At 55.2% G+C, this 26,399-nt stretch carries 25 protein-coding genes; 15 read left to right on the top strand and 10 right to left on the bottom strand.

Annotation, left to right across the window (positions count from 1 at the left end):
• Positions 1 to 99 precede the first annotated feature (99 nt).
• Positions 100 to 2,670: a bifunctional diguanylate cyclase/phosphodiesterase gene (locus tag ACYZTY_RS08770; protein WP_461958122.1), complete on the bottom strand. Its 2,571-nt coding sequence runs from the start codon at positions 2,668 to 2,670 to the stop codon at positions 100 to 102.
• A gap of 169 nt (positions 2,671 to 2,839) precedes the next feature.
• Between ACYZTY_RS08770 and ACYZTY_RS08765 the strand changes: the two genes are divergently transcribed.
• Together ACYZTY_RS08765 and ACYZTY_RS08760 are read left to right on the top strand one after the other, a co-directional pair.
• Positions 2,840 to 3,424 carry a GNAT family N-acetyltransferase gene (locus ACYZTY_RS08765; protein WP_461959281.1) on the top strand — a complete coding sequence of 195 codons (585 nt, stop codon included), beginning with the start codon at positions 2,840 to 2,842 and terminating at the stop codon, positions 3,422 to 3,424.
• A gap of 231 nt (positions 3,425 to 3,655) precedes the next feature.
• On the top strand, positions 3,656 to 3,994 hold the full coding sequence (locus ACYZTY_RS08760) for a hypothetical protein (RefSeq protein ID WP_461959280.1): 339 nt from the start codon (positions 3,656 to 3,658) through the stop codon (positions 3,992 to 3,994).
• A 67-nt stretch (positions 3,995 to 4,061) separates the two neighbouring features.
• Here ACYZTY_RS08760 and ACYZTY_RS08755 read toward each other — a convergent pair whose 3' ends face one another.
• The 4 genes from ACYZTY_RS08755 to ACYZTY_RS08740 form a co-directional block, all read right to left on the bottom strand.
• A complete protein-coding gene (locus tag ACYZTY_RS08755) occupies positions 4,062 to 4,625 on the bottom strand; it encodes a DUF1254 domain-containing protein (RefSeq protein ID WP_461958121.1) in 564 nt (187 codons plus the stop codon).
• Positions 4,626 to 4,775: 150 nt separating this feature from the next.
• A complete protein-coding gene (locus ACYZTY_RS08750) occupies positions 4,776 to 6,347 on the bottom strand; it encodes a sensor domain-containing diguanylate cyclase (RefSeq protein WP_461958120.1) in 1,572 nt (523 codons plus the stop codon).
• A 60-nt stretch (positions 6,348 to 6,407) separates the two neighbouring features.
• Entirely contained in the window at positions 6,408 to 7,205 is a 798-nt protein-coding gene (locus tag ACYZTY_RS08745) for an aldolase (protein WP_461958119.1), read from the bottom strand.
• A gap of 19 nt (positions 7,206 to 7,224) precedes the next feature.
• Complete coding sequence (locus ACYZTY_RS08740) at positions 7,225 to 7,929, bottom strand: haloacid dehalogenase type II (RefSeq protein ID WP_461958118.1); 705 nt, start codon at positions 7,927 to 7,929, stop codon at positions 7,225 to 7,227.
• A gap of 108 nt (positions 7,930 to 8,037) precedes the next feature.
• Between ACYZTY_RS08740 and ACYZTY_RS08735 the strand changes: the two genes are divergently transcribed.
• Both ACYZTY_RS08735 and ACYZTY_RS08730 read left to right on the top strand, forming a co-directional pair.
• Entirely contained in the window at positions 8,038 to 8,886 is an 849-nt protein-coding gene (locus tag ACYZTY_RS08735; RefSeq protein WP_461958117.1) for a LysR substrate-binding domain-containing protein, read from the top strand.
• 111 nt (positions 8,887 to 8,997) lie between these two features.
• Positions 8,998 to 9,465, top strand: a complete 468-nt coding sequence (locus tag ACYZTY_RS08730) for a hypothetical protein (protein WP_461958116.1) — start codon at positions 8,998 to 9,000, stop codon at positions 9,463 to 9,465.
• A 57-nt stretch (positions 9,466 to 9,522) separates the two neighbouring features.
• On the opposite strand, the gene ACYZTY_RS08725 is transcribed toward ACYZTY_RS08730, so the two are convergent.
• Positions 9,523 to 11,274: a L,D-transpeptidase family protein gene (locus ACYZTY_RS08725; protein ID WP_461958115.1), complete on the bottom strand. Its 1,752-nt coding sequence runs from the start codon at positions 11,272 to 11,274 to the stop codon at positions 9,523 to 9,525.
• An 81-nt stretch (positions 11,275 to 11,355) separates the two neighbouring features.
• Between ACYZTY_RS08725 and ACYZTY_RS08720 the strand changes: the two genes are divergently transcribed.
• From ACYZTY_RS08720 to ACYZTY_RS08700, 5 genes are all read left to right on the top strand, one after another.
• Complete coding sequence (locus ACYZTY_RS08720) at positions 11,356 to 12,060, top strand: murein L,D-transpeptidase catalytic domain family protein (protein ID WP_461958114.1); 705 nt, start codon at positions 11,356 to 11,358, stop codon at positions 12,058 to 12,060.
• A 145-nt stretch (positions 12,061 to 12,205) separates the two neighbouring features.
• On the top strand, positions 12,206 to 13,024 hold the full coding sequence (locus ACYZTY_RS08715) for an alpha/beta fold hydrolase (RefSeq protein ID WP_461958113.1): 819 nt from the start codon (positions 12,206 to 12,208) through the stop codon (positions 13,022 to 13,024).
• Positions 13,011 to 14,192, top strand: coding sequence for a PAS domain-containing sensor histidine kinase (locus ACYZTY_RS08710; RefSeq protein ID WP_461958112.1), 1,182 nt, complete (start codon positions 13,011 to 13,013; stop codon positions 14,190 to 14,192). Before ACYZTY_RS08715 ends, ACYZTY_RS08710 begins: the two co-directional genes overlap by 14 nt.
• Positions 14,193 to 14,239: 47 nt before the next feature.
• On the top strand, positions 14,240 to 15,025 hold the full coding sequence (locus tag ACYZTY_RS08705) for a transporter substrate-binding domain-containing protein (RefSeq protein WP_461958111.1): 786 nt from the start codon (positions 14,240 to 14,242) through the stop codon (positions 15,023 to 15,025).
• Positions 15,026 to 15,173: 148 nt separating this feature from the next.
• Positions 15,174 to 16,232, top strand: a complete 1,059-nt coding sequence (locus tag ACYZTY_RS08700; RefSeq protein ID WP_461959279.1) for an IS110 family RNA-guided transposase — start codon at positions 15,174 to 15,176, stop codon at positions 16,230 to 16,232.
• Between the two features lie 366 nt (positions 16,233 to 16,598).
• Here the strand turns inward: ACYZTY_RS08700 and ACYZTY_RS08695 are convergent, their stop codons facing one another.
• On the bottom strand, positions 16,599 to 16,799 hold the full coding sequence (locus ACYZTY_RS08695) for a hypothetical protein (protein ID WP_461958110.1): 201 nt from the start codon (positions 16,797 to 16,799) through the stop codon (positions 16,599 to 16,601).
• A 477-nt stretch (positions 16,800 to 17,276) separates the two neighbouring features.
• On the opposite strand from ACYZTY_RS08695, the gene ACYZTY_RS08690 reads away from it, so the two are divergent.
• From ACYZTY_RS08690 to ACYZTY_RS08675, 4 genes are all read left to right on the top strand, one after another.
• Entirely contained in the window at positions 17,277 to 17,546 is a 270-nt protein-coding gene (locus ACYZTY_RS08690; protein WP_008151340.1) for a hypothetical protein, read from the top strand.
• 563 nt (positions 17,547 to 18,109) lie between these two features.
• Positions 18,110 to 18,316 (top strand): hypothetical protein, encoded by a 207-nt coding sequence (locus ACYZTY_RS08685; RefSeq protein ID WP_461958109.1) that lies wholly within the window; start codon positions 18,110 to 18,112, stop codon positions 18,314 to 18,316.
• Positions 18,317 to 18,449: 133 nt separating this feature from the next.
• Positions 18,450 to 19,385 carry a hypothetical protein gene (locus ACYZTY_RS08680; RefSeq protein WP_461958108.1) on the top strand — a complete coding sequence of 312 codons (936 nt, stop codon included), beginning with the start codon at positions 18,450 to 18,452 and terminating at the stop codon, positions 19,383 to 19,385.
• A 166-nt stretch (positions 19,386 to 19,551) separates the two neighbouring features.
• Positions 19,552 to 20,430 (top strand): hypothetical protein, encoded by an 879-nt coding sequence (locus ACYZTY_RS08675; protein ID WP_461958107.1) that lies wholly within the window; start codon positions 19,552 to 19,554, stop codon positions 20,428 to 20,430.
• A gap of 463 nt (positions 20,431 to 20,893) precedes the next feature.
• Here ACYZTY_RS08675 and ACYZTY_RS08670 read toward each other — a convergent pair whose 3' ends face one another.
• Together ACYZTY_RS08670 and ACYZTY_RS08665 are read right to left on the bottom strand one after the other, a co-directional pair.
• A complete protein-coding gene (locus tag ACYZTY_RS08670; protein WP_461958106.1) occupies positions 20,894 to 21,616 on the bottom strand; it encodes a hypothetical protein in 723 nt (240 codons plus the stop codon).
• A gap of 48 nt (positions 21,617 to 21,664) precedes the next feature.
• A complete protein-coding gene (locus tag ACYZTY_RS08665) occupies positions 21,665 to 22,528 on the bottom strand; it encodes a DUF7946 domain-containing protein (protein ID WP_461958105.1) in 864 nt (287 codons plus the stop codon).
• 1,087 nt (positions 22,529 to 23,615) lie between these two features.
• On the opposite strand from ACYZTY_RS08665, the gene ACYZTY_RS08660 reads away from it, so the two are divergent.
• Both ACYZTY_RS08660 and ACYZTY_RS08655 read left to right on the top strand, forming a co-directional pair.
• Positions 23,616 to 24,209: a hypothetical protein gene (locus ACYZTY_RS08660; RefSeq protein WP_461958104.1), complete on the top strand. Its 594-nt coding sequence runs from the start codon at positions 23,616 to 23,618 to the stop codon at positions 24,207 to 24,209.
• Between the two features lie 5 nt (positions 24,210 to 24,214).
• On the top strand, positions 24,215 to 25,330 hold the full coding sequence (locus ACYZTY_RS08655; RefSeq protein WP_461958103.1) for a helix-turn-helix domain-containing protein: 1,116 nt from the start codon (positions 24,215 to 24,217) through the stop codon (positions 25,328 to 25,330).
• A 64-nt stretch (positions 25,331 to 25,394) separates the two neighbouring features.
• On the opposite strand, the gene ACYZTY_RS08650 is transcribed toward ACYZTY_RS08655, so the two are convergent.
• Positions 25,395 to 26,357 (bottom strand): phage portal protein, encoded by a 963-nt coding sequence (locus ACYZTY_RS08650; RefSeq protein WP_461959278.1) that lies wholly within the window; start codon positions 26,355 to 26,357, stop codon positions 25,395 to 25,397.
• Between the last annotated feature and the right edge of the window lie 42 nt (positions 26,358 to 26,399).

Here is a 26,399-nt window from a genome sequence, read left to right as displayed (position 1 = left end):
GGACCGAGGCTCGCAACGGATGGACGGTATCCAGTTGTGACCGAGGTGCGTGATGGCAGTTGCCACGACAAACGAAACAGGCGACTAAAGGTCCCCCCATTACACCGGATGCTCGTCATGCGATGCCTTGAGCAACGGCAACAGCGCCTGATTTTCCATAGGCCGGCTGAGGTAGAAACCCTGCACTTCATGGCACTCGTCAGAGATCAGGAAGTCCAGTTGCTCCAGTGTCTCGACGCCTTCTGCGGTCACGGTCAGGCCCATGGCCTTGCCCAGGTTGATGATCGCCTGCACCACCGCGCGGTCGTTACCGGCGCTGCTCATGGACGAGATGAAACGCTTGTCGATCTTGATCCCGTCGAACGGATACGTGCGCAGGTAACCCAGTGAAGAATAACCGGTGCCGAAGTCGTCCATGTTCAGCCGCACACCCAGCTCCTTCAATGCATTCATGGTCGCGAGAGCCCCGTCGACGTCGTTTAGCATCACGTTTTCGGTGATCTCCAGCTCCAGTCGACTGGCCGGCAAACGGGTGTGGATCAACGCTTCCCTGACATCCTCCACCACGTCACTGCGCACGAACTGCACAGGCGACAGGTTGACCGACACCATCAGCTCACCTGGCCAGGTCAGTGCCGTCTCGCAAGCTTCACGTAAAACCCAACGCCCCAATGGCACGATCAGGTCGGTCTGCTCGGCCAACGGAATAAACGAGTCGGGGCTTAGCAATCCCTGCACCGGATGCTGCCAGCGCAGCAACGCTTCGACCGAAACGATCTGCTTGCCATCAACGTGATAGCGCGGCTGATAGTGCATGACAAACTCGTTGTTCTTGATCGCCAGGCGCAGGTCGTTTTCCAGTTTGCGGCGATGCTGGATCTGATCGTTCATGTGCGGCGCAAAATAGCGCCAGGTCTTCTTGCCGTCGGATTTGGCCTGATACAGCGCGATGTCGGCACACCGGATCAGTTCCTCCGGCATATGCCCCTGACGCCGGCTCAAGGCGATGCCGATGCTCGCGCCGATGTGCAATGTGTGATGGTCATAGTGGATCGGCTGGTGCAGGCTTTCGAGGATACGTTCGCAAATCCGGTCGATTTCCGTGTGGATGTCCATGCCATTGAGCACCAGCACAAACTCGTCGCCGCCCAGTCGCGCGACCAGATCGATGTCCCGAGTGCACTCACGCAACCGGGTGGCCACCTCCAGCAATACCGCATCGCCGGCCGGGTGGCCGAGGGAATCATTGATCGGCTTGAAGTTGTCCAGATCAATCATCAACAACGTCAGCGGCGCCGAATGCTCTTTCAGCACCAAAGCCTCTTCGAGGTAACGCGCCAGCTTGTTGCGATTGGGCAGGCCGGTCAGCGCGTCGTGCAACGACAGATGCTGGATCTGCGCATGGGCGGCAACTTCATCGGTGATGTCACTGGCCGTGCCGCGGTAACCCAGCACCGCGCCTTTGCTATGGATCGGTCGTGCCGAAACCCGGCAAACACGTTGCTGCCCGGATTGATCGCGATAGGAACAACGCAGGTGGCTGACGTTGTGTTCTTCGTTGAGCCTGTTCAGCCACAGTGACAACGGCGTGGTGTCGCAATACAACAACTGCTCGATATCCTGCCCCAGCCATTGCTGATCGGAAAAACCGGTAACGGCGCCGAAGCGCCCTGACAGATACGTGATGCGATGCTTGTCGTCGATTTCCCAGATCCAGTCGGAAGCGGCCTCAGCCACGGCACGAAAACGCTCTTCACTGGCCTCCAGTGCCTGGTTCGACAAATCCAGCTTGATGTAACTGGCATCCACATGCCCCGACGCGCGCAACACATAACGAAAGAAGTAAGCCGTCAACAACGCCAGAATCAACAGCGCGCCGCCCAGTGGCGGCAGCAGTGACCAAAGCAGCTGATGGCCAGGCTGTTGGAGCCGCGAGACCAGGCTATAACCGGTGCCTGGGAGTGCAACCGCGGGCTGACCGAGGGCGAGGGCGGTGTCAGGCGCGAGGCTCAAGTCATGCAAACCGTAATCGGCACTCAGGGCGCTAAGCTTTTCCGGACTCAATTGATCGACGAACACCAGCACCGAGGTGCTTTGGGGATCGACCGCAGGTCTTTCGTCATTCGGCACGATCGCCGCAGCCGTCAGTAGTGCGGGCTGGCCCTCAAACAGCGTGAAGCGGCTGACGGGGACGAGCAGGCTTTCTTGCCCCTGAACCTCCTTGATCAATGCAGCCATCGATATCGAAAGACGGGCCGCCGCATCATCCTGCACCTGAAGGCCACGCACCGTGGCGTATTTGGTTCGCTGGTGATCGACCACCAACACACTGTCGTAGTGGTCCATGGTGTACAAGGTTTTACCCATGTTCTGCTCGACATAAGCCCACTGCACATCGACTTCACCGTTGAGACGGTCGTAGGCGGTCGTCCAGGTTGCATAACTGGCGACGTAGTTTTTCGAAGCACTGATGCGGTTTTCCAGCGCGCGCTGGGTGTAGAACGTGGTCTTTGCCAGGTCCTGGGCATCGAGCCGGCCGGCAATGTTGAACAACGCAACGAGGGCGATCAGCACCCCCAGTACAAATACCAACCCGACGGACCAGACCAGGTTCCGTGTGATCGGCGTATGGCGCCCGGGGGCAGCGGTGGTCGTGGCGGTCAATTCCATGCATGGGATCCTGTAATCGAATGCCTGATCGGGTGCATGACAGGCAAGCGTCCATTGACCATAGCAGCCATGGTCCGTCATCGCGCCACGACTATTGCCAATCGACAGCCGCTACCCTGTAATGGCGCGCATCACCCGCGAACCTTTTTATGCCGAGAACACCTCGCTCATGGACACTCTGGAAGGTCAACGAATCACCCTGCGCGCCCTGCAAACCAGCGATGCCGATGCGCTGGTCAACGCCGCGCGGGATGGCGAGTTGTGGAACCTGACGGTCACCGTCGTCCCCTCCCCGACCACCGTCGACAGCTACTTGAAAAAAGCCCTCGACGGTCGCGATGCGGGAACGGTCCTGCCCTTCGTGATCGTGCTCAAGGACACCGGCGAGGTCATTGGTTCGACACGCTTCTGGAAAATCGACCGCCTCAACCGCAAGCTCGAAATCGGCAGCAGCTGGATCTCTGCGCGCTGGCAGAAAACGTTCGTCAACACCGAGGCCAAATACCTGATGTTGCGTTACGCCTTCGACGTGCTGGACTGCGTACGGGTGCAATTCACCACCGATGAAAACAACCAGAAGTCGCGCAACGCGATCTTGCGGCTCGGCGCGCAACAGGAAGGCATCGTGCGCCACGAACGGATCATGCCGGACGGACGCAAGCGCAACTCGGTGCGGTTCAGCATCATCGACGAGGAGTGGCCGCTGGTGCGGGAAAAGCTTGAGAAAAAACTGACTGAATACAGCCTTCGCTGACAACTCTATTTACTGTGGGAGCGGGCTTGCTCGCGAAGGCGGCGGATCAGTCAACACTGATGTCGCCTGACACACCGCCATCACGAGCAGGCTCACTCCTACATGTGACGGAAGTTGCACACACTGTCTGTGATCGGCACAACATACATCGACCATTCGTCATCCCGCCAACACCCACCGCTCTCTCCGTCACACCATCAGCAGGTAACGACTCAGCTTTGGAGACGTGCACTGATGAACATCAAACTCACCACCCTGTTGCTAATCGGTTTGCTGACCGCGACAACAGGGGCCACTTACGCAGCCTCCGGCGATAACGCCGACGCGACCGAGACCAGATCCAGGCCTGGCGGCGGCTCGATCATGGCGCCCAACAATTATCCGGACCCGTCTTCGGGCCGATACACCTCCGACCGTGGCAAAGGCGGATATGGCTCATCGAGAGAGGGCAATGGTGGCAACGCCGGGAACAGCGGCTCGGGTGCGGGCGGTGGCACGGGCGCTGCTGGCGGTGGGACCGGCGGTGCAGGAGGCGGGACCGGCAGCTGGACACGCAGAAGCAACCAATGATGGAGATCGTCGGCTGCTTTCTATCGAGTGTGCTTGACGTAATGGCTAACGCCCGAGGTGTCAGCGCTCACCGACCCGCCGTGACCACACGAGCATGGATAGCAACCGGCTCGGCTCTTTTGCCGATCTGCGACAACGGCGTCACGGTGTAGCCCGCCTGAATCCTGTTCACCGTCGCATAGTCCACCGCCCCGCCGACGTCAGTGCGACCGACGACCCAGACGAAGGGCGTGGGCGCCGGCAAATGATTCAGCCCAGCCGGCACCGGCCCGGTCCATCCCGGTGGCGTCACCACAAACTCACTGGCCTGTGTACCCGTCGCATACCCGCCCGGAGTGGCGAACACATCGCTCCATATGTCGAGCATTGGCAACACATAAAAACGCCCGGCAGTGTCCGGCGCGGTAATCACCAGCGGCCCCTTGGTCAAATCGAGCCAGGCGATGGAATACAACGTGTCGACGTTCGACTGCACCACGGCTTTGAAATCTTCGGAGGGGTACTGCGGCACAGTCACAAAGGCATTGGCTTCTTGCGGCGTGACGTTCGATTGAGCCTTGCTGACCAGCGGAAAGACAGCGCAGGCTGCAAGGGTTAGAGCAACGGCTGTCAATGCTTGAGGTATCAACATTTTGGCGATCGTCCGTGCTGTGGGGAGATCTGCCGGGTTCGACAGAGCTACCGGAACTCTAGACGATCAAAACAGACGGAACTGACAGAAAGACAGACGGACGGACGGACGAGTGACTGTTGCAGGCCTGAAACAACTGCACGAAATGCCTTAACGGTCGGAGCGCATCAGCGCCTCCACGCCGCCCTCCATCGACAACACCGCCGCACGGTTTCGACCCGAATGCTTGGCCTGATACAACGCCGCATCCGCTCGCTCGATGAACACTTCGATGCTGTCACGCCCGGTCGGCACAAATGCGTAGCAGCCAAGGCTGACGGTCACGTAACCCGTGGGTGAACCGCTGTGGGTGATGTTCTTGTCCATGACGCTGCGGCGGATCTGCTCGGCAATCACCAGCGCGCCGTGAAGGTCGGTGTCGGGCAGCAACACCGCAAATTCCTCACCGCCATAACGCACCGCCAGATCGGCTTTGCGGTGGCAGCAACCCTTGACCGCACGCGCCACTTCCGCCAGGCAATGGTCCCCCGCCACGTGGCCGTAAGCATCGTTGTAGCGTTTGAAATAATCGATATCGAGCATGATCAAGCCCAGCGAACTCGACTGCCGGGCGCCCCGGCCAAACTCGATGTCCAGCGCCTGCTCGAACAGCCGGCGATTGGCCAGGCCTGTCAGGCTGTCGTGCGTCGCGATCAGCTTCAGTGCTTCTTTTGCCCTGCGCAAATCAGCCTCGACCTGCACGCCGACGCGCACCTGGCGAACGAACACCCAACCGAACAGGCCCACACCCAACACCACAAGGGCAACGATGACGCTGGATTGAAACGCTGTCTCGTACCATTCCTTGAGAATCGAATCCCTGGACGATGCTGCCGAGACCACCAACGGATAGGCGTCGAGCTGACGGTAGCCGTACAAACGCACAACCCCATCGACCACCGAGCTGATCATCGCGTTGCCGGCGGGCGCGCTGGGCAAGTATTTCTGAAAGATTTCGCCCTTGGCCAGGGACGTGCCGATCAGCGATTCCACAAACGGCCTTCGCGCCAGCAACGTTCCGTCGGTCAACGCCAAAAACATAGAGCCGTTGTCATCGATGCTGAAGCTTTTGAAGAACTGATCGAAGTAGGCCATTTTGATTCCGGCCAACACCACGCCCTGGAAATTGCCGTTCTTGTCGCTCACCCGTTTCGATACCGGAATGATCCACTCGCCATTCTCCCGACTGCGAAGCGCCGGCCCGATGTGCGCGAGGGTGGACACGTTCTGCTGGTGGAACTTGAAGTACTCCCGATCCGACACGCCTGGACCGCGGTTCAAATCCTCGAACGAGGTCACGACCCACTGCCCTTGCTTGTCGAACAGAAATATTCCGTGCAATTGATCCAGCGCCTGCACCCGCCGGGCGAAGGTTTTCTGCAAGCGAGGTTTCTGTGCCGCGCCGTAGCCATCGGCCTGAATCCAGTCCACCAGACTGGTCAACACCAGGTCGGCTTTCATGAAGGTGTCTTCGGCCTGCTGAGCCATGGCACGCGCCAGGTTCGACGACGAGACTTGCGCGACGTCCAAGGCGTGACGGCGCGATTGCTCCAGCTGCAGGTAAAGCAGACCACAGAGACAGAGGCACACCGTCGCAATAAACAGCACCGCTGCCTTGAGCAGAGATAACCGTTTCAAAGCGCCGCCCGGGTTTTCGTGCGGATCTTGAGTGAGGATAGGCAAAAGCTCGTCCTGTAAGGGCAAGGCATGGGCGAAGGCCCAAAGCCCTTATTTTTTGTGAGCTTAGTCTACGCGGGGGTTGAGGGGCAATTGTCCTTTGGATAGCCGCCTCATCGCACTGTACAAATGCGCCCGCGCGCTTTCGGCATCGCCCAGGCGCATTTGCTCGTAGGCCCGTTGGGCAATGTCATGGGGCACCGGCTTGAGTTCGCGCTGGGTCGCCATTGCCATCAGCTGCACTTGCGCGGCACGTTCCAGGTAATACAAATCATCCCAGGCTTGGGCGATGGTCGGCCCGGCGACGATGACGCCGTGATTCTTGAGAAACAGGATGTCGGCGCTGCCCATGACACTGGCAATCCGGTCACCTTCAGATTCATCGAGGGCCAGGCCGTTGTAGTCCTCGTCCACCGCCGTGCGGCCGTAAAATTTCAGCGCCGTCTGCCCCAACCACAACAGCGGCGGCCCCTGCAGCAAACACAATGCCGTGGCGTGAGGCATGTGGGTGTGAAACGCCACTTTCACCCTCGGCAGCTGTTTGTGCAGTCGGGCATGGATGTAAAACGCGGTCGCCTCGGGCTGCCCTTCGCCGTCCACGACATTGCCGTGGAAGTCGCACACCAGCAAATTCTGCGCCGTCACCTCGGCGAACGCATACCCGTAGGGATTCACAAAAAACAGATCATCCCGACCCGGCACCATCGCCGAAAAATGGTTGCAGATGCCCTCCTCCAGGCCATGCAACGCGGCCAGTTGAAAACACGCGGCCAACTCCGTACGGACGGTGATGACGGCTTGCGAATCCAGGTTGAGATCGGCATAACGCGCGGAACGCGAACTGCCTGCAAGGGTGTGTGCCATGGCGAAGTCTCCGTGTTTTTTACCAGCCGAGAGAAGTAAACAAGGGCACGACCTGATCCAGCGTGCTCAATATCGCATCGGGCTGGTAGTCCGGCAGCAATTGCCGACCCGTGCCGCGGTCGATCCACACGCAGCGAAAGTGCATGTCCCGGGCGGCGGTGTGATCCAGCATCGGGCTGGCGCAGATGTGTACCACTTGATCACGGCTGACACCGAGCTGCTCATGAGCGTAGTCAAACAACCGCGGATTCGGCTTGTAAGCCCCTGCCTGTTGCGCGGTGATGACCCGGTCGATATGCCCACCGAGCTGCGCGACGTTGCCGGCGATGATGTCGTCGTCGGTGTTGGAGACGATGCACAGCTTGAAACCCATCGCCTTGAGTTTCGCGAGTGTCTCGATCACTTCAGGGAACGGCGGCATCCGTGGAATCGCCCCGGCCAACCGCTGACTGTCTTCGGGCAGGCTCGCCAGCCCCAACTCCTCCAGCGCGAGATGCAACCCGAGCGTGCTCAGTTGGCGAAACGAACGATGCGGCGGAATCTGCTCCAGCCGGTGTTCATGCCGGTCGTAGACCTCGATCAGGCGATCGGCTTCAACGGTGTGATCGCCCCTGTCGCGCAAGATCTCGGCGACCACGGCCTTGAGGCCTTCATCCCATTGGATCAACGTGCCGTAGCAATCGAAGGTCAGCCATTCGGGGCGGGAGGTGTTTTTGAGCGTCATGTTTACATCCTCTGAAGGGTGATCTTCAGATTACGAGCCCGTGGTGATAGTGTGAAATTAAATTAATATCGACTCGTCAGTTGAAAATTAAATATCAAGGAGACCGCCATGCTCGATCTTGAATTGCTCAAGACCTTCGTCTGTGTGGTCGATGAAGGCAGCTTCACCCGCGCCGCCGAGCGCGTGCATCGAACCCAATCCACCGTGAGCCAGCAGGTTCGCAAGCTGGAAGAGTTGGTCGGTCATCCCCTGCTGCTGCGCGACCGGACTGGCCAGAACATCAACCTCACCGAACATGGCGAACTGCTGATTCACTATGCCCGGCGCCTGTTGGCCCTGTCCTCTGAAGCGGTTGAAGCGCTGGCCAGCGATCTCGATCTGGAAATCCTGCGCATCGGCGTGCCGGAGGACTTCGATGCGCGACGCATGGCGCTGATCCTTGCCGGCTTCAATCGCGCGCGCCCGCAAGCCCGGCTGGAAACCGTCAGCGGCATGAGCACTGATCTGAAGCAGAAACTCGCATCAGGCGAGATCGACATCGCCCTGGTCAAACGCGAACCGGACAGCGGACCGAGCTGGGCGGCGTGGCCGGAAGTGCTGGTTTGGGTCAAAGGTGCGGGGGTGGACTCGGCCAACGGCGTGTTGCCATTGGCGTTGTTTCCGCAGGGATGCATTTACCGGCAGCGGGCGATCCGCTTGCTGGACGTGGCGCAGCGTCCCTGGCGGGTTGCGTTTGGTAGCCACAGTTTGACCGGGATTCAGGCGGCGGTGGCTTCAGGGTTGGGGGTTTCCGTACTGCCGGCGTCGGCGGTGCTGCCTGAGCACAGCGTGTGCACTGATCTGCCGGAGTTGCCGCCGACGGAGTTGGCGTTGATCAGTCGGGAGGGAGCGTTGACGGGGTTGCAGCGGGATTTGGTGGAGTTTTTGCGGGGGGAGTTGGCGATCTTGGGCAATTGACTGTTGAGTAGAAATGATTTGTCACGCTTGTGTCGCCGACATGACGCAGGGCAAAGCCTGGATGGCGTTGAAGGAGCTACGATTACTCGTACATCACGACAGGGAATCGAAATGAGTAAGGCAGACGAGCTCGCGACGAAGTTGAAACAAACCCGGCATACCAGTGCGGATCAGGTGATCGATAGCTGGCCCGGCCAAGTTTATGGGCTGTATGAGCAGATCGAGGCATGGTTGCTGCCACTGATTGAGGTGGGTCTGATCCTGCGGCGCAATCCCACGCATGTCTTCGAGTGCGATTCAGAGGGTGCGACTTTCGATTACGCGATCGACCAGTTGCTGATCGAAGGCAATGACCACAGCATCACCTTCGACCCTGTTGCGCGCTTCACCGAAGATGGCGCGGGGCGCGTCGAGATCCACTCGAGAGGTAAAGAACTCGCGCTGCTGCGCACGGTGGACGAGCATGGCGAGACGCATTGGTGGCTGCAGGCGATTGAGCAGGCCGGACAGCAACTGGATGCGGTTGCGTTGACCGAGCACAACCTGCTGGCGGTGGTGCAAGAGGGGCTGGAGCTTTAGAGAGACTGAACCCAGAACCGGGAAAGGGGGCGGACTTATTAAATCAAGCCCACTCCCCTACTGCCGCGCCGGCCCCGCCGCTACCACCGATCCCACCGCCGAATGCAAATCCAGCACTGGCACCGGCGACGGCCGGTTCAACGCCCGTAATACCGGCGCATCGTAGCCATACACATCAGGCTTGAACGCCACCCGCCCGTCGCTGCCCAAATCCACCGTCCAGTAAGCCAGCAACACCGGCACTTTCACCGGCAGCCGAATATTCTCGGTCTTGCCGTTGGCCAGCTGCTTTTGAATGCCCTCGCTGTTCCAGCGCACCGGGTCATTGAACAATAACTCCACCAGTTTCAGCGGATTCTCTACCCGTATGCAGCCCGAGCTGGTCGCGCGGACGGTTTTGGCAAACAACTCGCGGTGCGGCGTGTCGTGCAGGTAGATCGCATAGTCGTTGGGAAAGCGGATGACCACTTGGCCCAGCGAGCTGTCGGGCCCGGCATCCTGACGCAGGGTGAGGCCGCGGGGGTTAGTCCAGTCGACGGTCGACGGATCGAGCACATTGCCTTCGCGATCAAGCACTCGTATCCGGTTGGCCGCGAGGTAGCCGGGATTGCTCTGAACCTTCGGCAGCATATCTTCCTTGAGGATCGTTGGCGGCACCGTCCAGGTCGGGTTAAACGTGATGTAGGTAATCTGCGCCTGGAAGATCGGCGTATTGCGAGCCGTTTTACCGACCTGCACCCGGGATCGCCAGATCGGTAGGCCATCGCGGTACATAGCCACCTTATAGCCGGCGATATCGACGATGACGAACGTGCCCTGGAGTTTGTAGAGCAGCCAGCGCGCCCGCTCCATATTCACCCGGACTTGATCGATTCGCGCATCCACAGGCACATTCAATGCCGCCAGTGTTGTCGCCCCGGCCATGCCGTCCGCACCAAGGTATTGCTCGTTTTGATACTTTTTCACCGCTGCGGTGACGGCGCCGTCGTACTTCGTGCCGTGGATCAATCGCGGATCGAGAAAACCCGCCGCGACCATCCGTGCGCGCAACTGCGCGACGGCCGGTTCGTCCATGCCAGGTTTGAGTGAATGGTCGACAACCACTTTCGGCCAACCGCCCCGGTCCCGGATACCGCGCAATTGCGCCAGGGCCTGACGCAAACCGACGTACACCGCTTCTTGTGGCGGCGCTTGGGCAAACGCCTTGGCCACGTCGTGATTGTCGAGCGCAGCAAAGAAGGCATTGACGTCATCGCGTGGATCGACACCGTTCGAATCAAAGTTCCAGTGAATGTCGAGCCGCGAAGGATCAACCTTGCCGCGGCGCAACTGCAGCAACGCGGTGATAAACGTATGCGTGGTCGCCAAATCAAAAGCTGCCCGCTGCTCGGCCGTTACCGGGGTCGTCTGCATTGTGGTCCGGGACCGGACCAATTCATCGATATGAAAATCCGCCGGGGTCAGACCATCGGCCTCAGTCGCGTTCAGGCTGGCGATCAATTGCTCGACATCGCTGTCATTCGCCCACGCCGCGCGATAGTCACGATGCGTATAAAAATCCATGACCAGACGACTGACATCTACCCGCCGGTGACGGGGGCCAGTGAGCAGCGGTGGAAACGCGGATTTCAGCGGCTCAAGCGAGACCTGGATCGCTTGCCCGACGTTATCGTCCGCTGCCGCCTCGATTATGGAGGTTGGCGCAGTTGTGGGCTCAATCGGCGAAGTTCCCGCGAGCGCTGTGCCGCTGATCAGAAAGCCCATAAAAAATACGCGGCTTATGACGAATAACCTTGTTAAAAGCACCATGAATAATCCTTAATCCCCCGCATTCAACGTCTGGCCTTCAACGCACTGCTAGACTCGAACTTAACATGATGAGACATCTATATGGCGCCACTACGTTTTGGCTATCTATTATCGGCCCTGCTACTGACCGCAATGTCCGTACCGTCAGCCTACGCCGATTCGCTCGCGGCAGCCCTCATCAAAGCGGCTCCGAAGGCTAACGCCAACGTCATCAACCTCGCCGTTCGCGCCTCGCAATGCAGCATCGCTCAAGGCAAAGCGCCAGCCCAAAGGCTTGCGGTCATCGACTATTCTCTGCCTTCGACCGAACAGCGCCTCTGGGTGTTCGATTTAAAGAAGCGCAAATTGCTGTTTCATGAACTGGTGGCTCACGGTCGAAACAGCGGCGAGAACATGGCAGTCAACTTCTCCAACCAAAACGAAAGCTTCGCTACCAGTCTCGGCTTGTACCGCACACAGTCAAGTTATGTCGGGCAGAACGGTTACTCGCTGCGCATGGAGGGCTTGGAGCCGGGTTTCAATGACAACGCGTTTGACCGGGCAATCGTGATTCATGGTGCGCCTTACGTGAGTCCGGTCCTGGCCCGTGCGAATGGGCGGATTGGCCGGAGCCTCGGTTGCCCGGCGGTACGGCCGGCGGTAGCTCGTCGGCTGATTGATTCGATGAAGGGTGGGCAGCTGTTGTTCTCTTATTATCCGGATCAGCGCTGGTTGAAGTCTTCTTCGTATATCAATTGTGGCAGCGGCACCGTGGCGTCAACGTCCAAGACAACTGTCCGCAAATGAACATCGTGTGAAACTGCCTGCATATTACAGAGGGCGCCTCATCAGGGCGCCCTCTTTCCATGTAGCAACGCGTGACCTGATGCCTGCGACTATCTAAACTCCCACGGATGCCAAAAATACATTTGGCCCGCCCGGGGAAACACGCATGGACCTTCAACATCGCAACAACGTAAAAGTGATGGGTGACGGTCCGGCAACGCTGATCTTCTCCCATGGCTTCGGCTGCGATCAAACCATGTGGCGCTATCTTGTCGACAACTTTATGGGTCGTTTCAAAGTCGTTCTGTATGACTTGGTCGGTGCTGGGCAGTCGGATCTCAGCGCCTACGACAAAGAAAAATACAATTCACTGGCCGGATATGCCCAAGACCTGGGCGAAATAATCGATCAGTTCGCCACCGGCCCGGTGATTCTGGTGGGGCACTCCGTGAGCGGCATGATCGGTGTCCTGGCGGATCGCCAGTCCCCCGGCAAAATCGCCGCCCACGTCATGATCGGTCCTTCGCCTTGTTACATCGATTCCGACGACTATGTGGGCGGATTCAAACTCGAAGACATCCACTCGCTGCTCGACACCCTCGACAGCAACTACCTCGGCTGGTCCAGCACGATGGCTCCAGTGATCATGGGCGCGCCCGGGCAACCGGCGCTCGGCGAAGAACTCACCAACAGTTTCTGCCGCACCGAACCCGAGATCGCCAAGCAGTTCGCGCGGGTAACGTTCATGTCGGACAACCGCAAAGACGTCGCAGGCCTGACCACGCCGACCCTGATTCTGCAATCCACCGACGACCTCATCGCGCCCGTGGCCGTGGGTGAATACCTGCACGCAGCACTCCCCAACAGCACGCTCTGCCTGGTGACCAACGTCGGCCATTGCCCGCACATGAGCGCGCCGAGCGCCTGCTCCGAAGCCATGGACCGTTTCCTGTCGCCATGGGTGGACGCGCATGTCGACCGATGAACCGCCACTGCCCGACCCGCAGACGCTATTCGAAGGTGCACCATGCGGCTTGGTGGTAACGAAAGAAGACGGCACGATCCTGCGCAGCAATCAGACGTTCAGCAACTGGATCGGCTTCGATGCCCAGGCGTTGATCGGCCGGCGTTTTCAGGACCTGCTGACCATGGGCGGACGCATTTTTCATCAAACCCACTGGGCGCCACTGATGCAAATGCAAGGCTCGGTAGCCGAGGTGAAACTCGATCTGGTTCACCAGGACAAACGGATCGTCACCATGCTGCTCAACGGCGTGAGACGCGAGCACGCCAGCAGTGCGTTTTATGAACTGGCGCTGTTCGGCACCACCGACCGCGACAAGTACGAGCGCGAACTGCTCAACGCCCGAAAACTCGCGGAGGAGCTTTTATCCAAGAAAACCGCCGCCGATGCCGCCCTTCTCGAAGCCCAGACCCAACTGAACCTGGCCTACGAAAAAGCCAAACGCCGCGCCTCCTTCGCCGAACAAATGGTCGCCATCGTCAGCCACGACCTGAAAACCCCTCTGACCGCGATCAAAATGGCCTCCGACATCCTCGCCCGAGGACAGCGCACCGCCAAAGAAACCAAGATGCTCGGCCACATCAGCCAATCAGCGGAACGTGCACAACGCATGATCGCCGACCTGCTGGACTTCGCGCTGGCCAGAGTCGGACGTGGAATCGGTATTTCTCCTACATCGCTGGACTTGCATTCCTTCGTCAGTCAGAGCGTCGACGAACTGCGCGTTGCGTTTCCTGAGGCGAAGTTGTTTCACCAGTCAATTGGCACCGGTAGCGCTCATCTGGATGCGGACCGGGTCCAGCAAATCATTGGCAACCTCGTCGCCAATAGCGTGGCTTATGGCGATTTGCAGCAGCCGATTACCATTACTTCACGGCTGATGGATGATCAGGCGGTTGTGTCGGTACAAAACCATGGGCCGGTTATTCCGGAGTCGTTGATGGCGATTCTGTTTGAACCGATGACTCGTGGTACAGAGACCGACAGTAATGTTCGCAGTGTTGGCCTTGGGTTGTTTATCGTCAGGGAAATCGCCAAGGCGCATGGCGGGGATGTTTCGGTGAATTCGAGTCTGGAGGGCGGGACGGTGTTTAGTGTTTATTTTCCGTTGGGGGCCGCCGCGCTCTAAGCGCTACGCCAAGAACTGATCAAGTACATTAAGGAAGCCGGATAACAATGAAAAACCTGAAAAGCACAATCATGCTCGGTGGCCTGCTCGCCCTATCGTTTGCCGCTCAGGCAGAGCCATCCCATCTCGACAGCGTCATCCAGCAAGGCCAACTGCGCGTTTGCATAACCGGCGACTACAAACCCTATACCTTCAAAGCCGAGGACGGCGAATACTCCGGCATCGACATCGCCATGGCCCGCTCGCTGGCGGAAAGCCTGGGTGTCAAAGTCGAGTGGGTGCAAACCACCTGGAAAACACTGATGCCCGACATGCTGGCCGGCAAGTGCGACATCGGCGTCGGCGGTATCTCGGTCACCCTGGAGCGCCAGAAAAAAGCCTTCTTCAGCACCAAACTGGACGTCGACGGCAAAATCCCGTTAGTGCGCTGCGAAGATCAGGCGCTGTACCAGACCGTCGAACAAATCAACCAACCTTCAGTTCGCTTGGTCGAACCGGCTGGCGGCACTAACGAAGCGTTTGTTCACGCGTTTCTGCCCAACGCGCAACTGAGCCTTCACGACAACGTGACGATCTTTCAGGAGTTGCTGGATAAAAAGGCTGACGTGATGATTACCGATGCGTCGGAGGCGTTGTATCAACAGAAACTTAAACCCGGGCTGTGTGCGGTTAATCCGAGCCAGTTTATGCAGTACGGTGAGAAGGCTTACTTGCTGCCTCGTGATGATATGACCTGGAAGTTGTATGTCGATCAGTGGCTGCACTTGGCCAAGGTGACCGGCAACTATCAGAACGTTTTGGGCCAGTGGATAGCAACGCCTGCTCCCAAATAACCGCTACAACCACGATTCATGTAATTGGATGGACTCGCCCAAGCCGAGGCGTCAATGCGCCACGATGGCAGTCTAAACAGCCAACGACAGCGAGGGCGAGTCCATGAAAAAGCATACTTCGATTGATCAATCCCTGTCTTCTTCCGATTTGTCGGCCTGCACAACCGTGGCGATCGATCTGGCCAAGCAGGTCTTTCAGGTCGCCGGTGAAGACGTCCTCGGCCAGGTGCACTACGAGCAGCGGATCATGTCGCGCGAGGCGTTTTATGAGTTTCTACGCCAGTTGCCGCCTCATGTCGTGGTTCTGATGGAGACCGGTCCGGGTGCTCAAGCCTGGGCCCGGCAGCTGCAAGACCAAGGCAATCTGGCGCGGATTCTTCCAGCCCGTTTGGTGGCCACACATCGCAGCGGGCCTAAAAATGATCGCAACGATGCGCTGGCGATTCTGCGGGCTGGTCGCGATGAAAAGATCTACGCAGTGCCGGTCAAAAGCGTTGCGGCGCTGGCAATGCAGGCGTTGCATCGCGCCCGCCAAGGCTATGTGCGTCGACGCACGGCGGTGAGCAATCAGATGCGCGGCCTGCTGCTCGAGCATGGCGTGGCCTTGGCGCAGGGCGATGTTGCGATCAGCCAGAAAATTCCGCGGGTACTGGAAGATGCCACCCAGCCGGTGCCGGGCGTGCTGCGTGAACTGATCGACGAACTGTTGGCCGAGTGGCGCCATTTGGGCGAACGCATCAGCGTGCTGACGGGGCGTCTGGAAGTGGCCGCCAACGCCGACATGACGGCGAAGCGACTGATGACTGTGCGCGGCATCGGCCCAGTCACTGCCACGGCACTGGTGGCCAAGGAAACCAAGCCTGAGCGATTTCCCAATGCCCGCAAGTTTGCCGCGTACTTTGGCATGGTGCCTGACCAGCACAGCAGCGGGCAGACGGTCCGGCTGGGGGGCATGACCAAGCGAGGCGATGTTTATTTACGCAGCCTGATGATCCAGGGAGCCCATGCGGTACTGCAACAACTACGACCTGATTCCCAGCAACCCGATGACCGCCGCTTGTTGCGCTGGATGAGCCGACTGGGCCGTAAGGAGGCTGCGGTCAGGTTGGCCAACCGCAACCTGCGAATCGTCTGGGTGCTTCTACAGAATGACCAGACTTATCGTCGCCAGGCTGGTGATGGCCAGCAAGCGACGATGAGCCACTGAGCGACAGAGTTCTGCCACCGAGGTACTAACTGTCCAGCCCTTTGCTGAAAAAAAATTGACCCCAGGTAAGACCGGCGTGGATTGATGCCTTAGCTGCTACTGGCCTTCGAGGCCTGACTGTAATCGGCATACCACGAGCTCTTCCAATTTTGGCCAGAAGCCGAAGACGGCTTCCTCGAATAGGCCTAATACATAGATGCAACGGGGCGGCGGTTTTTCAAAAGCGGGTAGACAGTGGGGGCGAGTCCATACATAGCAGCTGGCGAAGCCTGCGTCCGGCTGCGAAGCAGTCGCAAAATCAGCACCCACGGTGCATCAGATAACAACGCGCCCCGGAGGAAACAGCTTCCGCCGGGGCGTTACGCGTTAATCGTCGTGCAACAACCCCGAACTGTACTCGCTAAAACTGCTACCGATCGCACTCCCGCCAAGGTTCAACTTGTTGGCGCCATGGCCATCGAACGACTGGCAGCCTTCTGAAAAACAGGTGTTGGTGCTGACACCTGAGCAAGCGCTTAACAGCAAAGCACTGGTGATCATCACGGCTTTGAAGAGGTTCGAGATCATTTTTCAGTTTCCTGGGGGTTGGAAGCGCGGCGACCTTAGCTTAGGTAGTCATCCTATTCCGCGGGACTGCCGGGAATTATGAAACTTTGCTGGGCGACAGCGTTTGTTCAGGTAGTGATTGCTTGAGGAAAAAAGGGAGTTCCCCAGACAAACTGTTAAAAGAGCAACGTCCTACACGACTCTGGGAATTGTCCGTACACTTGTCCATTGCTGTGCTTTTGTCACGAGGTCTATAGTCCACCCAACGCCAAAATGGCGTGTCGGGTTTGGCGACTCGATGGCAATTGAACTGAAACCTTCGAGCATTTTCGGAGCGTTTCGGAACGCACTTAGCTGCCTGTTTTATGGTGGCTGTGCGCGGGAGACCTTAGGGTCTGCCGGTTTCTCCATTGCCCGGTTCGCCAACCCGCGTACGGCTACCACCCATTCGTTTGGCGACGACTGAGTAGTAGTTTTCTCAAATTAATGGAGCTTCACATGAAAGAATTTATGGCTTTAACCAGTAACGCAGACGACCTTCCCTCGCTGTATGTAAACACCACCCAACCGCTGCACTCTCTGCTTAGCACCGCACGCTACCGAATTGGTGCGGTAACGCAGATCCTGGAAAACCTCGCGATGCGCGGCGACATCACCACGGATTCGGTGATACTCAGCGACTTCGCAATGCTTTGCTGTATACCGTTGCGCGATGGCTGTGATGTTCTAGATGTCGTTGCCAGACGTATGGATGCAGAACCGTCCTGACGTAACAAAGGGGCGCCCTTCCCGGACGCCCCGTTGGCCCATTTCTCTGAATGCTCGACTTCCTTCACTCATACGCGCTAACGAACTGCTGCAAGACTCGCCTAAAGGCCCGCAAACCCAATCCTGATAAATGCCCCCAACACCTGGGCTCCTCTCCCACCCCACCGACTCAATCCTGATAAACTCCCCCACCTCCCAGCCACACCGATTCCAGATCCCACAATGCCCCCAATCACCGCCACACCCGCCCCGCTCTCCCGCCGCTTCTCCGTCGCGCCCATGATGGATTGGACTTACTTATCGCCCCACGCCATAAAATAAAGGCCGAGATGGCAGTCAAAAAACCTCCGTACCAATTTCGTACCAGCAATATTCACCCATCATTAAATTCCACCTCCTCTCTTACCCTCTGTAGCAAATTTTAAGCAACCGTTTTTGGCTCCAATCCCGAGCACTGTCGTGACTGTCAAATATCTTGGTGCATTGGCGCCCGGCCTCCATGAATCCACCCGATCCATTAATTTTTCAAGCTGCTACGCTTTCCTCTTTACGGAGGTTTCGCGATGGCAAATACGGACCTGTGCCCTTCTCTGCTGTACAAAATCAATGAAAATCAGCTCGCCCTGGATGCCGCAATTTTGGAACTCTCAAATTGGGTCGAGCAGCGGGGAGCCGCGGATATCGCAGAAAAGCGCAGCGCGCTGGAGGCGATCGACCGCAACGAGGAGTTCATCAAGATGACGCTTGCAGTGATGATGACGCCGGAGTGATGGCTATCGTCAAAAGCAGTCATTGCGTGCCTATGAAACCATTGTCAATTCAGTTTATTTTTTCCAGTAGAAGGGTCACCCGATCATTTAAATGACAGAATGCCCGCCTCAATTTTTTCAAGGGAAGGTTAAAATGTCAGAGCGCTTTTTCTTTTATTGTGATGAATCCGGGGCAAAAGGATATGCGAACCAACAGGAGTCCTTTCCCGGCGAGACCGGAGTCTTCGCTGGTATATTGTTTCCCGAGCAGCTTCATGCTGACCTCTCGGAAAAATTCGATGCCATCGCCCGGCACTTCAAACCAGCACAAGGCAAGCTGCATATAGCCGACCTGCCCCAAGAGCAAAAAGGAGCCTTAAGGCAGGCACTGTTCAACGAGATCCAAGCAGCAGGACTTCCTTGTTTCTGGTACGCGATTCATGTTGCTGGCCTGAATGATTATTACACTCAGCAGACTGAGAGGCTTCGGAATCATAGAGCTGCCGTGGAAGCCCGGCGAACCAGTCCGGCTCGCGTCAAGACCGGTAGCGTTCGCGAAGAGCCACCGTCGATGCATGTGGAGCTTTTTTCGGGCCTCCATGCTCACATCGTAGCGTTCCTTCTTGAGCGTGGGTGTAACAATGTAGACTTAGAGATTCGAACTGATCAAGTGGATAGCCCCCTTGCCAAACAGTTTGAAAATGTGGCTGCAGAACTACTTAAGACAGATCCAGACGTCACCGAAACCACCGGGTTTGACACTCTGATGCAACAAGTCGTGCATGGTCAAATTACTACCAGCGTGCAATACCCGGCCGAAATGGAAATTCCTCCGGTAGTTCGCAGTCTGAGCATTAAACCTATCGATGATAGTGATGGGCTGATATTAGCGGCCGACGTTTTGGCAAACAGCCTGAACTATCACTTCAAATGTCGCACGGAAAACCAACTGTATTATCCTCTTAACGATCCAGACGCAGTTGCGGGCCATCCATTATTCGAACACCTGGATGCGTTCAACAATTGGGGGACAGGAGATCTTATCGGTGACAGACTGTACAGGCACCCAAAAGCCCCTGCATTAGACTGAAATTCATATACGCGTCTAACATAGACGGCGCCTACTGTTTTCAGTAGGCGCTTTGTCGGACATAACCTCATATTTTGGTCTTATTCTGGCCAAAAAATCTATCCAAAGATGGCCTTTGGCGACGTTCAGTAACCCTCTATAAACCCCTCACAACAAGGAACTCGTTATGCAAAATCACATCTTGATTATTGACGAATCCGGAGCGAAAGGTTATTCGAAGAATGCTGAAAAGCATCCAAGAGAGTTTGGAGTAATGTCAGGCTTTCTATTGCCTGAAGAGTACATGGACATTACAAGGCGCCATCTAGATTTAAAGATTGGTGCCGTTGAGATCGAGGGAAAACTTCATATAACAAACCAAAAACCTGAGCTTCAAGAGAAGCTAAGAAATGTTATTTTCGATTTCTTCAAAAATGAGTCTATTCCTTGGATATTTGAGGCTGTATCCACTCAGGGTTTATATGAGTCGGAATTTTCTGAGGGTAGAGGCGGGAGCGGGAATAGGAAAGAGTTACTGCACTCAAAAATATTCATGGGAATAGTTCTCAAAGCATTTGCCATGCTTGACAAGGCTCGCGACGAAGGAGTCAAGCTGACAATTATCAGTGACAATATTGACCGCGGAGTCATAAAACAATTTAAAACCGAAATAGCACAATTTATTTGCATGCTGAAGGGGGACACTATCGAAGAAACTTCAAAGATGAGCGTAAGAACTCCGGAGGGAATTGTAAAAAAAACCCTGATTACCAGGGTTCCGCCCCCCCAAGGCATTCCGAGATTTAAAAAAATTGAGCTGGATATAATTTGTGAAAACTCGTCATTAACATTCGCTGCCGACATCCTGGCAAACAGCGCTTATTACCACATAAATCAGAAACTAAATATCAGTCCAAACACAAAACTCAACTCAAAACAAGCAATTTCGTCCCACCCTTTAGCCTCCTTAACCTACATGTTGTATGATGAAAACAATGAAGAATATCTAAACGTTAATGATGTGGTTTTTAGACGGACCCTTCAGGACACACCTGAGCCTGACTGACGCTTTTATGCAAACGCTCAAAGGCTGCTTCGGGTCGAATGCGATTGCTCGGTATTTTCGGAGATAGACAGAGAGGTGGATAGGGATTCGAACCCTTTGGGATGGCTTTCCAGACCGCTGGAGGCCGGTAAAATAAGGGCTTCCACCATACTCTTGAAGCCTGGAGCGGTTCAGGGCGGCCCTGATTTTGCCCTAAATCTGCCCTAAATTTTCTATGCCTGAACGAGTCAAAATTCCTGAATACGAGGGGTCAATAACACGCAGCCTCTGGGAAGAAGGGGGATGGTCACACGCATCCGGTGAACGAGAGAATAGGTGTGGTCACGAGCCGTGACCATGATGGATTGGACGCACTAACCGCTGTCGTTGCAATGGCTCATTGCCTGGATGTAAGCATGCCAATAAAATCAGAAGTTACCGAACACCGCTCTGATGAAAAACACGTGAACCTTAAAACAGCCAATCACTTTCTCTCAAATGCAACATCCTTCCCTAGTTCGACCAGCTGAATACGCCCAACCTTAATCCCACTAACACACCCAATTAAAAATTTAGAGTTGACATTGCCAAACAAGTAACACGACTCACTTTTATACTGCTCACCTATCGCCTTGGCAAACTTAATATCACCACTAACAATCGAATCCGCCCAAACCTTCCCAATATACACTGGAGTAACATACAATGAGAAAATTGCCCCCACCAAAAAACATATCACAACCCTGACACCAAACAACTTATTTACAACAACTTCAAACACAGAATATGAAATCAAAACACCAGAAACCAAATAAAGACTATAAGAAATAAATGTTGAAAATTTATAACTTTCAAACCACCCCTGCGCCCACCCACCCGAAGGCATAAACTTCAAATAGATCAGAAACAACGAAACAATTATAAAGGTCAGTATTTTTACGACAACCCAGTTTTTTGATGAGAAAATATAGGCACTGGCAGAAGCAGTTACTCCAACCATTGCCAAAGGCTCAAGCCCGGCACGGATGATGTCTTGGGTTACGACAAAATCAATTATCCAGCCAGCATCTATAGAGTTGTACATTGACATCAACTTTACAAAACCAGCTATATAAGCGAATACAGAAAGCCCGACAATAGCGCTACCGAGCTTACTTAAGACCTCAAGGAGGTTCCCTGGGGCTGGGGTAACGCTCACATTATTCATGGCAGCTCCGAAAAAATGCGCCGACCAACGTTGGTCAGCGCGTACAAACTAAATATTACCAATCCATTCGACGCCATAAACTTTAAAACGTTTTAACTCACCTCTACCCGTCAGAACTCTCGCTGCATTTAACACTATTTTCCCATCCAACCCTCTATTCCTGTCATGGCTAGACTTTGTAAGAAACTCTTTTTCCCCCGGACTTACTTCGGTATCCAAATCGAATGGAACAGTGCGATCCAACTCATCTACAAACACCCGACCATAGCCGCTCAAAATATTGTACTTTGTAACGTTACCAATAATCCCTTCTTCCGCTTCGCCTTCCTCCCGTATATTAACATACGCCATAGTTGTATGATCCAGTCTGATCATTTCTCCAACTCTAGGTCGAGAAATAGATATTTCCATATCAACCGCATTCTGAATGGGGCGATGTAACGAGGCCATCGGGGACTCGAGCGCAACGCCTATTTCTCCGATAAGAGGCTCGACTCGACTTTCGAGACGCTTTACAAAAGGTGTTTCAGGCTCGTGCGAGCCTCCTAGCGCCTCCGACCAAGTCCATTTCAGGAAATCCCAGAATGCAGCTGTTATTACACTAGCACCAATAAACTGGACAACAGGATCGGTGAATACAATAGTTACTAACTCTTCGAAACTTCCGTTTTTTGGTGGATGAAGGAAAACCTTAGCACCAGCAACGCGCTCAGCTCGTTTTCGGATTTGACCCTCATTTATAAATGCATGAGTGGTAACGGATAGAGCCCTCGCCAAGCCATGCGTCGAAACGCTGGCATCATAAATATCAAGAAGCCCTCGATCGGCGCTTGCACCACTATACGAAATTTTGAAATTAAGCTCTTTCACCTTTACCTCACATCCCTGAGTATTGAAGTAGCAGTAGGCCACTACGCCCTGCTGGCGCATACTGTAGCCTCGAAAAGCTCAAAGGCACAGAGCTCCCATCGCCGAAATATCATAGCCCTTATACTCAAGAGGACATGGTTGAAGTCATCCCCTGCTTGTCGAGCTTCCTAAAGCGACAAGCTTCCCAAGCTGATAACGAGGGCTCGACTCCCTTCCCCCGCTCCACTATTTTCAAGACTTCCATCGGTGCAGAAGCCTGACTGCTCAAGACTGGAGCCAGTTTGTCTGTTGGTGCGTTTGAGCATAAACTCACGCAGGTATACAGAGCGCCGCGAGTTTTCGGGAAAGCCCTCGGAAACGGGTAACTTCGGTAAGACACTCCCCAATCATACGTCAAAGCCTTGATTTTATTGGCCTTCGAAGACATTGAGCAAAGTAATTTTTAAGTAATGTGGAAGTAAGATAATTACTATTAACAAAGTAATTTCTACTTTTCCAGCCCCCTATAAATCAAGCACTTAAGCTCACATCACCTTTCTTATTACTCAACATTACCTTCTGAAGTAATCCAGCAAAGCCAATAAATACGGGGCTTTCATAGGTGCCGTTGCTCTCGATTTTGCGCGTTACCTTTTTCCGATAGCGCTCCTCGGAATCGGTGCTAACCCGGGCGATGTGCGCAGGGTGCACCCTGGACTATGGTAGCCGCCACGCCACTTTCACTACTCCACGCAGGGATTCGCAGGCTATTGAACCTGCACAAACACCACGGAAGCGCCCTGCCTTGGCCACGTTCAGCTTGGTGCAGAAGTGCAGATAAAAAGACCCATTTAGACCGCGGGCGAGGTGGGGGGACGACGGCGCGCGCCAAGTCAGCAACTCACATCACGCACTAGTAGCACGACACCGCCACCCACCTTCTTTTTCGCTCAACATTGAGACGGAGAGCCATTGGTATTTAAGCCGTCAGGTTGGAGGAGACGTAGAATGCCGGGATTCAAGCGGTGTGATGGCAGGTAGCTTCATACAGCGATCAGTAGCCCAAAAATTGCTTTGAAAGCTGGTTGACAGAAGTCATTTTTTGCCCGATTCTTTGGTTGACAAAACCCGACTTTTGCCAGGAAGCGCTATGACTTTTAAGCATCCCTCTTCGTTCTATTCAGAACTGTCCAATGAGCGCCTGGCAAAAATTGCCGAACCGCTGCTCGACATCCGCTATAGCACCCTTCAAGAAATGGCATCCCCTCTGGATGATTCGTATACGCAAGAAACTGCTGTGTTTGGCCGTTCTCGAAACCTGCTCATCCATTTGTGTACCAGCGGCAAGTACCAATGGTTGAGCCTTGCCAACGCCGGCATGGACGTAACGTTCAGAATTGGTAACGTTCCTTGCCGATTTTTCCGAGATGATCCAGAGAGTCCCGAAAAACCTGGCTTCTTCAAACGTAATGGCGCAGACGATCTATTTTCGATCGATGAGAGCGCACCTGTTATGTGGCGCTTCGTAGTTGAAAAGGCATTGACAGAAGAGGACGAGGATCGAGTTTTCTTCATTGGATACAACGCTTTCCAAGAAAAGGTGTCTCAGTGGGCATACGGCGCTTCTGGTCCTGTACTGCATACTGTGGACAGCGACACTCCAGCTTCGAAAGAGCTACAACCGGCTGAGGTTGGTGTCCGCGAAGATTCCATTGATAAGAGCGATAAAGCTCAAACTGAGTGATTTAGATGAATGCCGTTTTCGACGGAGCATCTCTCAGACTAGCCCGCGTATTCAGCGGGCTAGCTCTTGAAGAGGTAGCAGAAAGGGTTGGCAAAACACGCCAATACCTTCACAAGCTTGAGACAGGCCAAGGAACGCCTACAGAACAACTGATGGGCGACCTTGCCGAAGCTTTAGATGTGGAAACTGGTTTCTTCGCCTCCAGATCTTACAGACTGAACGAGGATCAGTTCCATTTCAGAAAACTGATGACCACCAAATCCACCATTAAGCAGGTAGCAATCGCCAGAGGTGAAATGATTGACTCTCTGATCAAATTCCTTGATCAAGAGCTGCGGCTGCCTCAAGTCAATATTCCTAGCCTGCCGAACTCGCACACCTTTGATGAGATTGAGCGAGCAGCAGAATATTGCCGCAAAGAGTGGGATTTGGGATTAGGTCCGATTGCCAACATGACCCGGCTCGTAGAAAATCTGGGAGCAGTTGTAACCACTTTCCAAGGAGTATCCAAAGAAATCGATGCTCTTTCGGTATCAGTCGAGCGGCCATTTATTGTTCGTAACGCTGCCAAAGAAAGCGCGTGCCGACAACGCTTTGACATTGCTCACGAGCTAGGTCATTTGGTTATGCACGAAGGAGTGGTAACCGGCGATAGAGTTACTGAGAACCAAGCCAACAGATTCGCAAGTGCTTTGCTTTTACCTCGATCCATGATGGCAAAGCTTTTTCCGCGTCCAACTGGAACACGACTTGACTGGAAAGGCATAAGAGACTTTAAGCTCACCTGGAAAGTGAGTAAAGCCGGCATCCTGTATAGAGCAAGGCAGCTCGATCTCATCACTGAGAGCCAGTATAAAACGGGGGTAATCACCCTGCGAAAATATGGCGAGACCAATGGAGAGAGAGAGGACAGCTTAGTAGCCCAAGAGCCACCTGAAATGCTTGCCCGGTCGCTGTTCATCCTAGCGGAGAAAAAAGGGATCAATGCCCTTGAGATAGCTAAAGCCTTACACGTAAAACCTGCCTTCCTTCAGGAATTAGCAGGGTTGGAGTCAATAGTCCTTTCCCCTCCACCTCAGGTCCGAGTCCAATCCCCAACGCACCTACGTCTGGTCAAATAAGTCCCACAAAGTCCGGCCACTGCCGGACTTTCTGTATTAGACCTGGATAGAACACGCACCAGGTTTATTGCGCAATGCCCGCGGGAATCTCGTATGGTTTGAAGTGCACAATCTCCTCTCCAGCCCAATCATTCAGCTGCAACATTCGCGACTGAATGGGCTCCAGTTCGTTTGCCGCATAGATCTGCGCCGCCTCTCTGATCGATCCAAAGCCCCCCGCGTTCTGCGGCACGATGCCCATCAACTGCGGAGGAATCCGCAGGCTGGCCAGCACGTCATCTCGGGTCTGGTTCTTGATCGAGTTAAACTCGTCCTTGGCGGCCACTTCGCTGACTGGTATCAGTTGAATGCCGTCCTTCTTGCCTGATGGCGAATATACAAAGAGGTTACGGAAATTCCCCGGTCCCTTGGAATCCTTGAGCGCCTTGCGCAGGGCATCGATATCGGTCTCCGTCTGCGCGGCATCGGTCATGTACAAAATGAAGCCCGCATGACTGCCGTTTTCGTAGTACTTGCGACGGAACAAAGTGGCTGACTCATTAAGCAACGCCGACTGCAACGCACTGATCCACTCCGGCAGTCCATAAATCTCCTGGTGTAGATCCGCCTCCCGTAGATGAAAAATGCTTCCAAATTCGAACGCATGTTCATCCTTCCACCCTCGCACTTGGTAATACCGCCCTTCCGGCCCCACACGCATGTACTTCGCCAGAGGCGGCACCAATTGCCGCGTGTTGCCAAGCATCGACTGCCGTGCCTCAAGGTAACCGTTGCCCAAACACAAAAAGTCCAACGCAAACTGCTCAAACGCCGCCCTCGACAACAACGGGTGCGGGATAAACGTCTTACTGAGCAAGTTGCGCTTGAACATCAACCCCGAATGCAAATGCACGCTGGCCCCAACCGACCGCGCCAGACCATCCAACGACAACGGCGGCTCATACCACCGCCCGTTAAACCAGCACTCCAAGTAATCGAATACCTCCCTGCCACCCAGCACCGGCGTAGGCTCGCCGAAAGAAAACATCTGGGTCCCGGCACCGGTAGTAGGTGTGGCAGCGGGCAGCGT

This window comes from Pseudomonas sp. LB1P83 (assembly GCF_054897885.1).
Note: the sequence above shows the minus strand (reverse complement) of the source record. Positions and strands in the feature narration are given on the sequence as shown.

What these genes read in the sequence shown, in the direction of transcription:
- ACYZTY_RS08735 (WP_461958117.1), top strand. Translation starts at nt 8,038, where the DNA reads ATGCTCGATCTTGAATTGCTCAAGACCTTCGTCTGTGTGGTCGATGAA.
- ACYZTY_RS08730 (WP_461958116.1), top strand. Translation starts at nt 8,998, where the DNA reads ATGAGTAAGGCAGACGAGCTCGCGACGAAGTTGAAACAAACCCGGCAT.
- ACYZTY_RS08725 (WP_461958115.1), bottom strand. Translation starts at nt 11,274, where the DNA reads ATGGTGCTTTTAACAAGGTTATTCGTCATAAGCCGCGTATTTTTTATG.
- ACYZTY_RS08745 (WP_461958119.1), bottom strand. Translation starts at nt 7,205, where the DNA reads ATGGCACACACCCTTGCAGGCAGTTCGCGTTCCGCGCGTTATGCCGAT.
- ACYZTY_RS08680 (WP_461958108.1), top strand. Translation starts at nt 18,450, where the DNA reads ATGTCAGAGCGCTTTTTCTTTTATTGTGATGAATCCGGGGCAAAAGGA.
- ACYZTY_RS08765 (WP_461959281.1), top strand. Translation starts at nt 2,840, where the DNA reads ATGGACACTCTGGAAGGTCAACGAATCACCCTGCGCGCCCTGCAAACC.
- ACYZTY_RS08755 (WP_461958121.1), bottom strand. Translation starts at nt 4,625, where the DNA reads ATGTTGATACCTCAAGCATTGACAGCCGTTGCTCTAACCCTTGCAGCC.
- ACYZTY_RS08770 (WP_461958122.1), bottom strand. Translation starts at nt 2,670, where the DNA reads ATGGAATTGACCGCCACGACCACCGCTGCCCCCGGGCGCCATACGCCG.
- ACYZTY_RS08715 (WP_461958113.1), top strand. Translation starts at nt 12,206, where the DNA reads ATGGACCTTCAACATCGCAACAACGTAAAAGTGATGGGTGACGGTCCG.
- ACYZTY_RS08685 (WP_461958109.1), top strand. Translation starts at nt 18,110, where the DNA reads ATGGCAAATACGGACCTGTGCCCTTCTCTGCTGTACAAAATCAATGAA.
- ACYZTY_RS08675 (WP_461958107.1), top strand. Translation starts at nt 19,552, where the DNA reads ATGCAAAATCACATCTTGATTATTGACGAATCCGGAGCGAAAGGTTAT.
- ACYZTY_RS08655 (WP_461958103.1), top strand. Translation starts at nt 24,215, where the DNA reads ATGAATGCCGTTTTCGACGGAGCATCTCTCAGACTAGCCCGCGTATTC.
- ACYZTY_RS08670 (WP_461958106.1), bottom strand. Translation starts at nt 21,616, where the DNA reads ATGAATAATGTGAGCGTTACCCCAGCCCCAGGGAACCTCCTTGAGGTC.
- ACYZTY_RS08705 (WP_461958111.1), top strand. Translation starts at nt 14,240, where the DNA reads ATGAAAAACCTGAAAAGCACAATCATGCTCGGTGGCCTGCTCGCCCTA.
- ACYZTY_RS08740 (WP_461958118.1), bottom strand. Translation starts at nt 7,929, where the DNA reads ATGACGCTCAAAAACACCTCCCGCCCCGAATGGCTGACCTTCGATTGC.
- ACYZTY_RS08690 (WP_008151340.1), top strand. Translation starts at nt 17,277, where the DNA reads ATGAAAGAATTTATGGCTTTAACCAGTAACGCAGACGACCTTCCCTCG.
- ACYZTY_RS08695 (WP_461958110.1), bottom strand. Translation starts at nt 16,799, where the DNA reads ATGATCTCGAACCTCTTCAAAGCCGTGATGATCACCAGTGCTTTGCTG.
- ACYZTY_RS08720 (WP_461958114.1), top strand. Translation starts at nt 11,356, where the DNA reads ATGGCGCCACTACGTTTTGGCTATCTATTATCGGCCCTGCTACTGACC.
- ACYZTY_RS08660 (WP_461958104.1), top strand. Translation starts at nt 23,616, where the DNA reads ATGACTTTTAAGCATCCCTCTTCGTTCTATTCAGAACTGTCCAATGAG.
- ACYZTY_RS08710 (WP_461958112.1), top strand. Translation starts at nt 13,011, where the DNA reads ATGTCGACCGATGAACCGCCACTGCCCGACCCGCAGACGCTATTCGAA.
- ACYZTY_RS08650 (WP_461959278.1), bottom strand. Translation starts at nt 26,357, where the DNA reads ATGTTTTCTTTCGGCGAGCCTACGCCGGTGCTGGGTGGCAGGGAGGTA.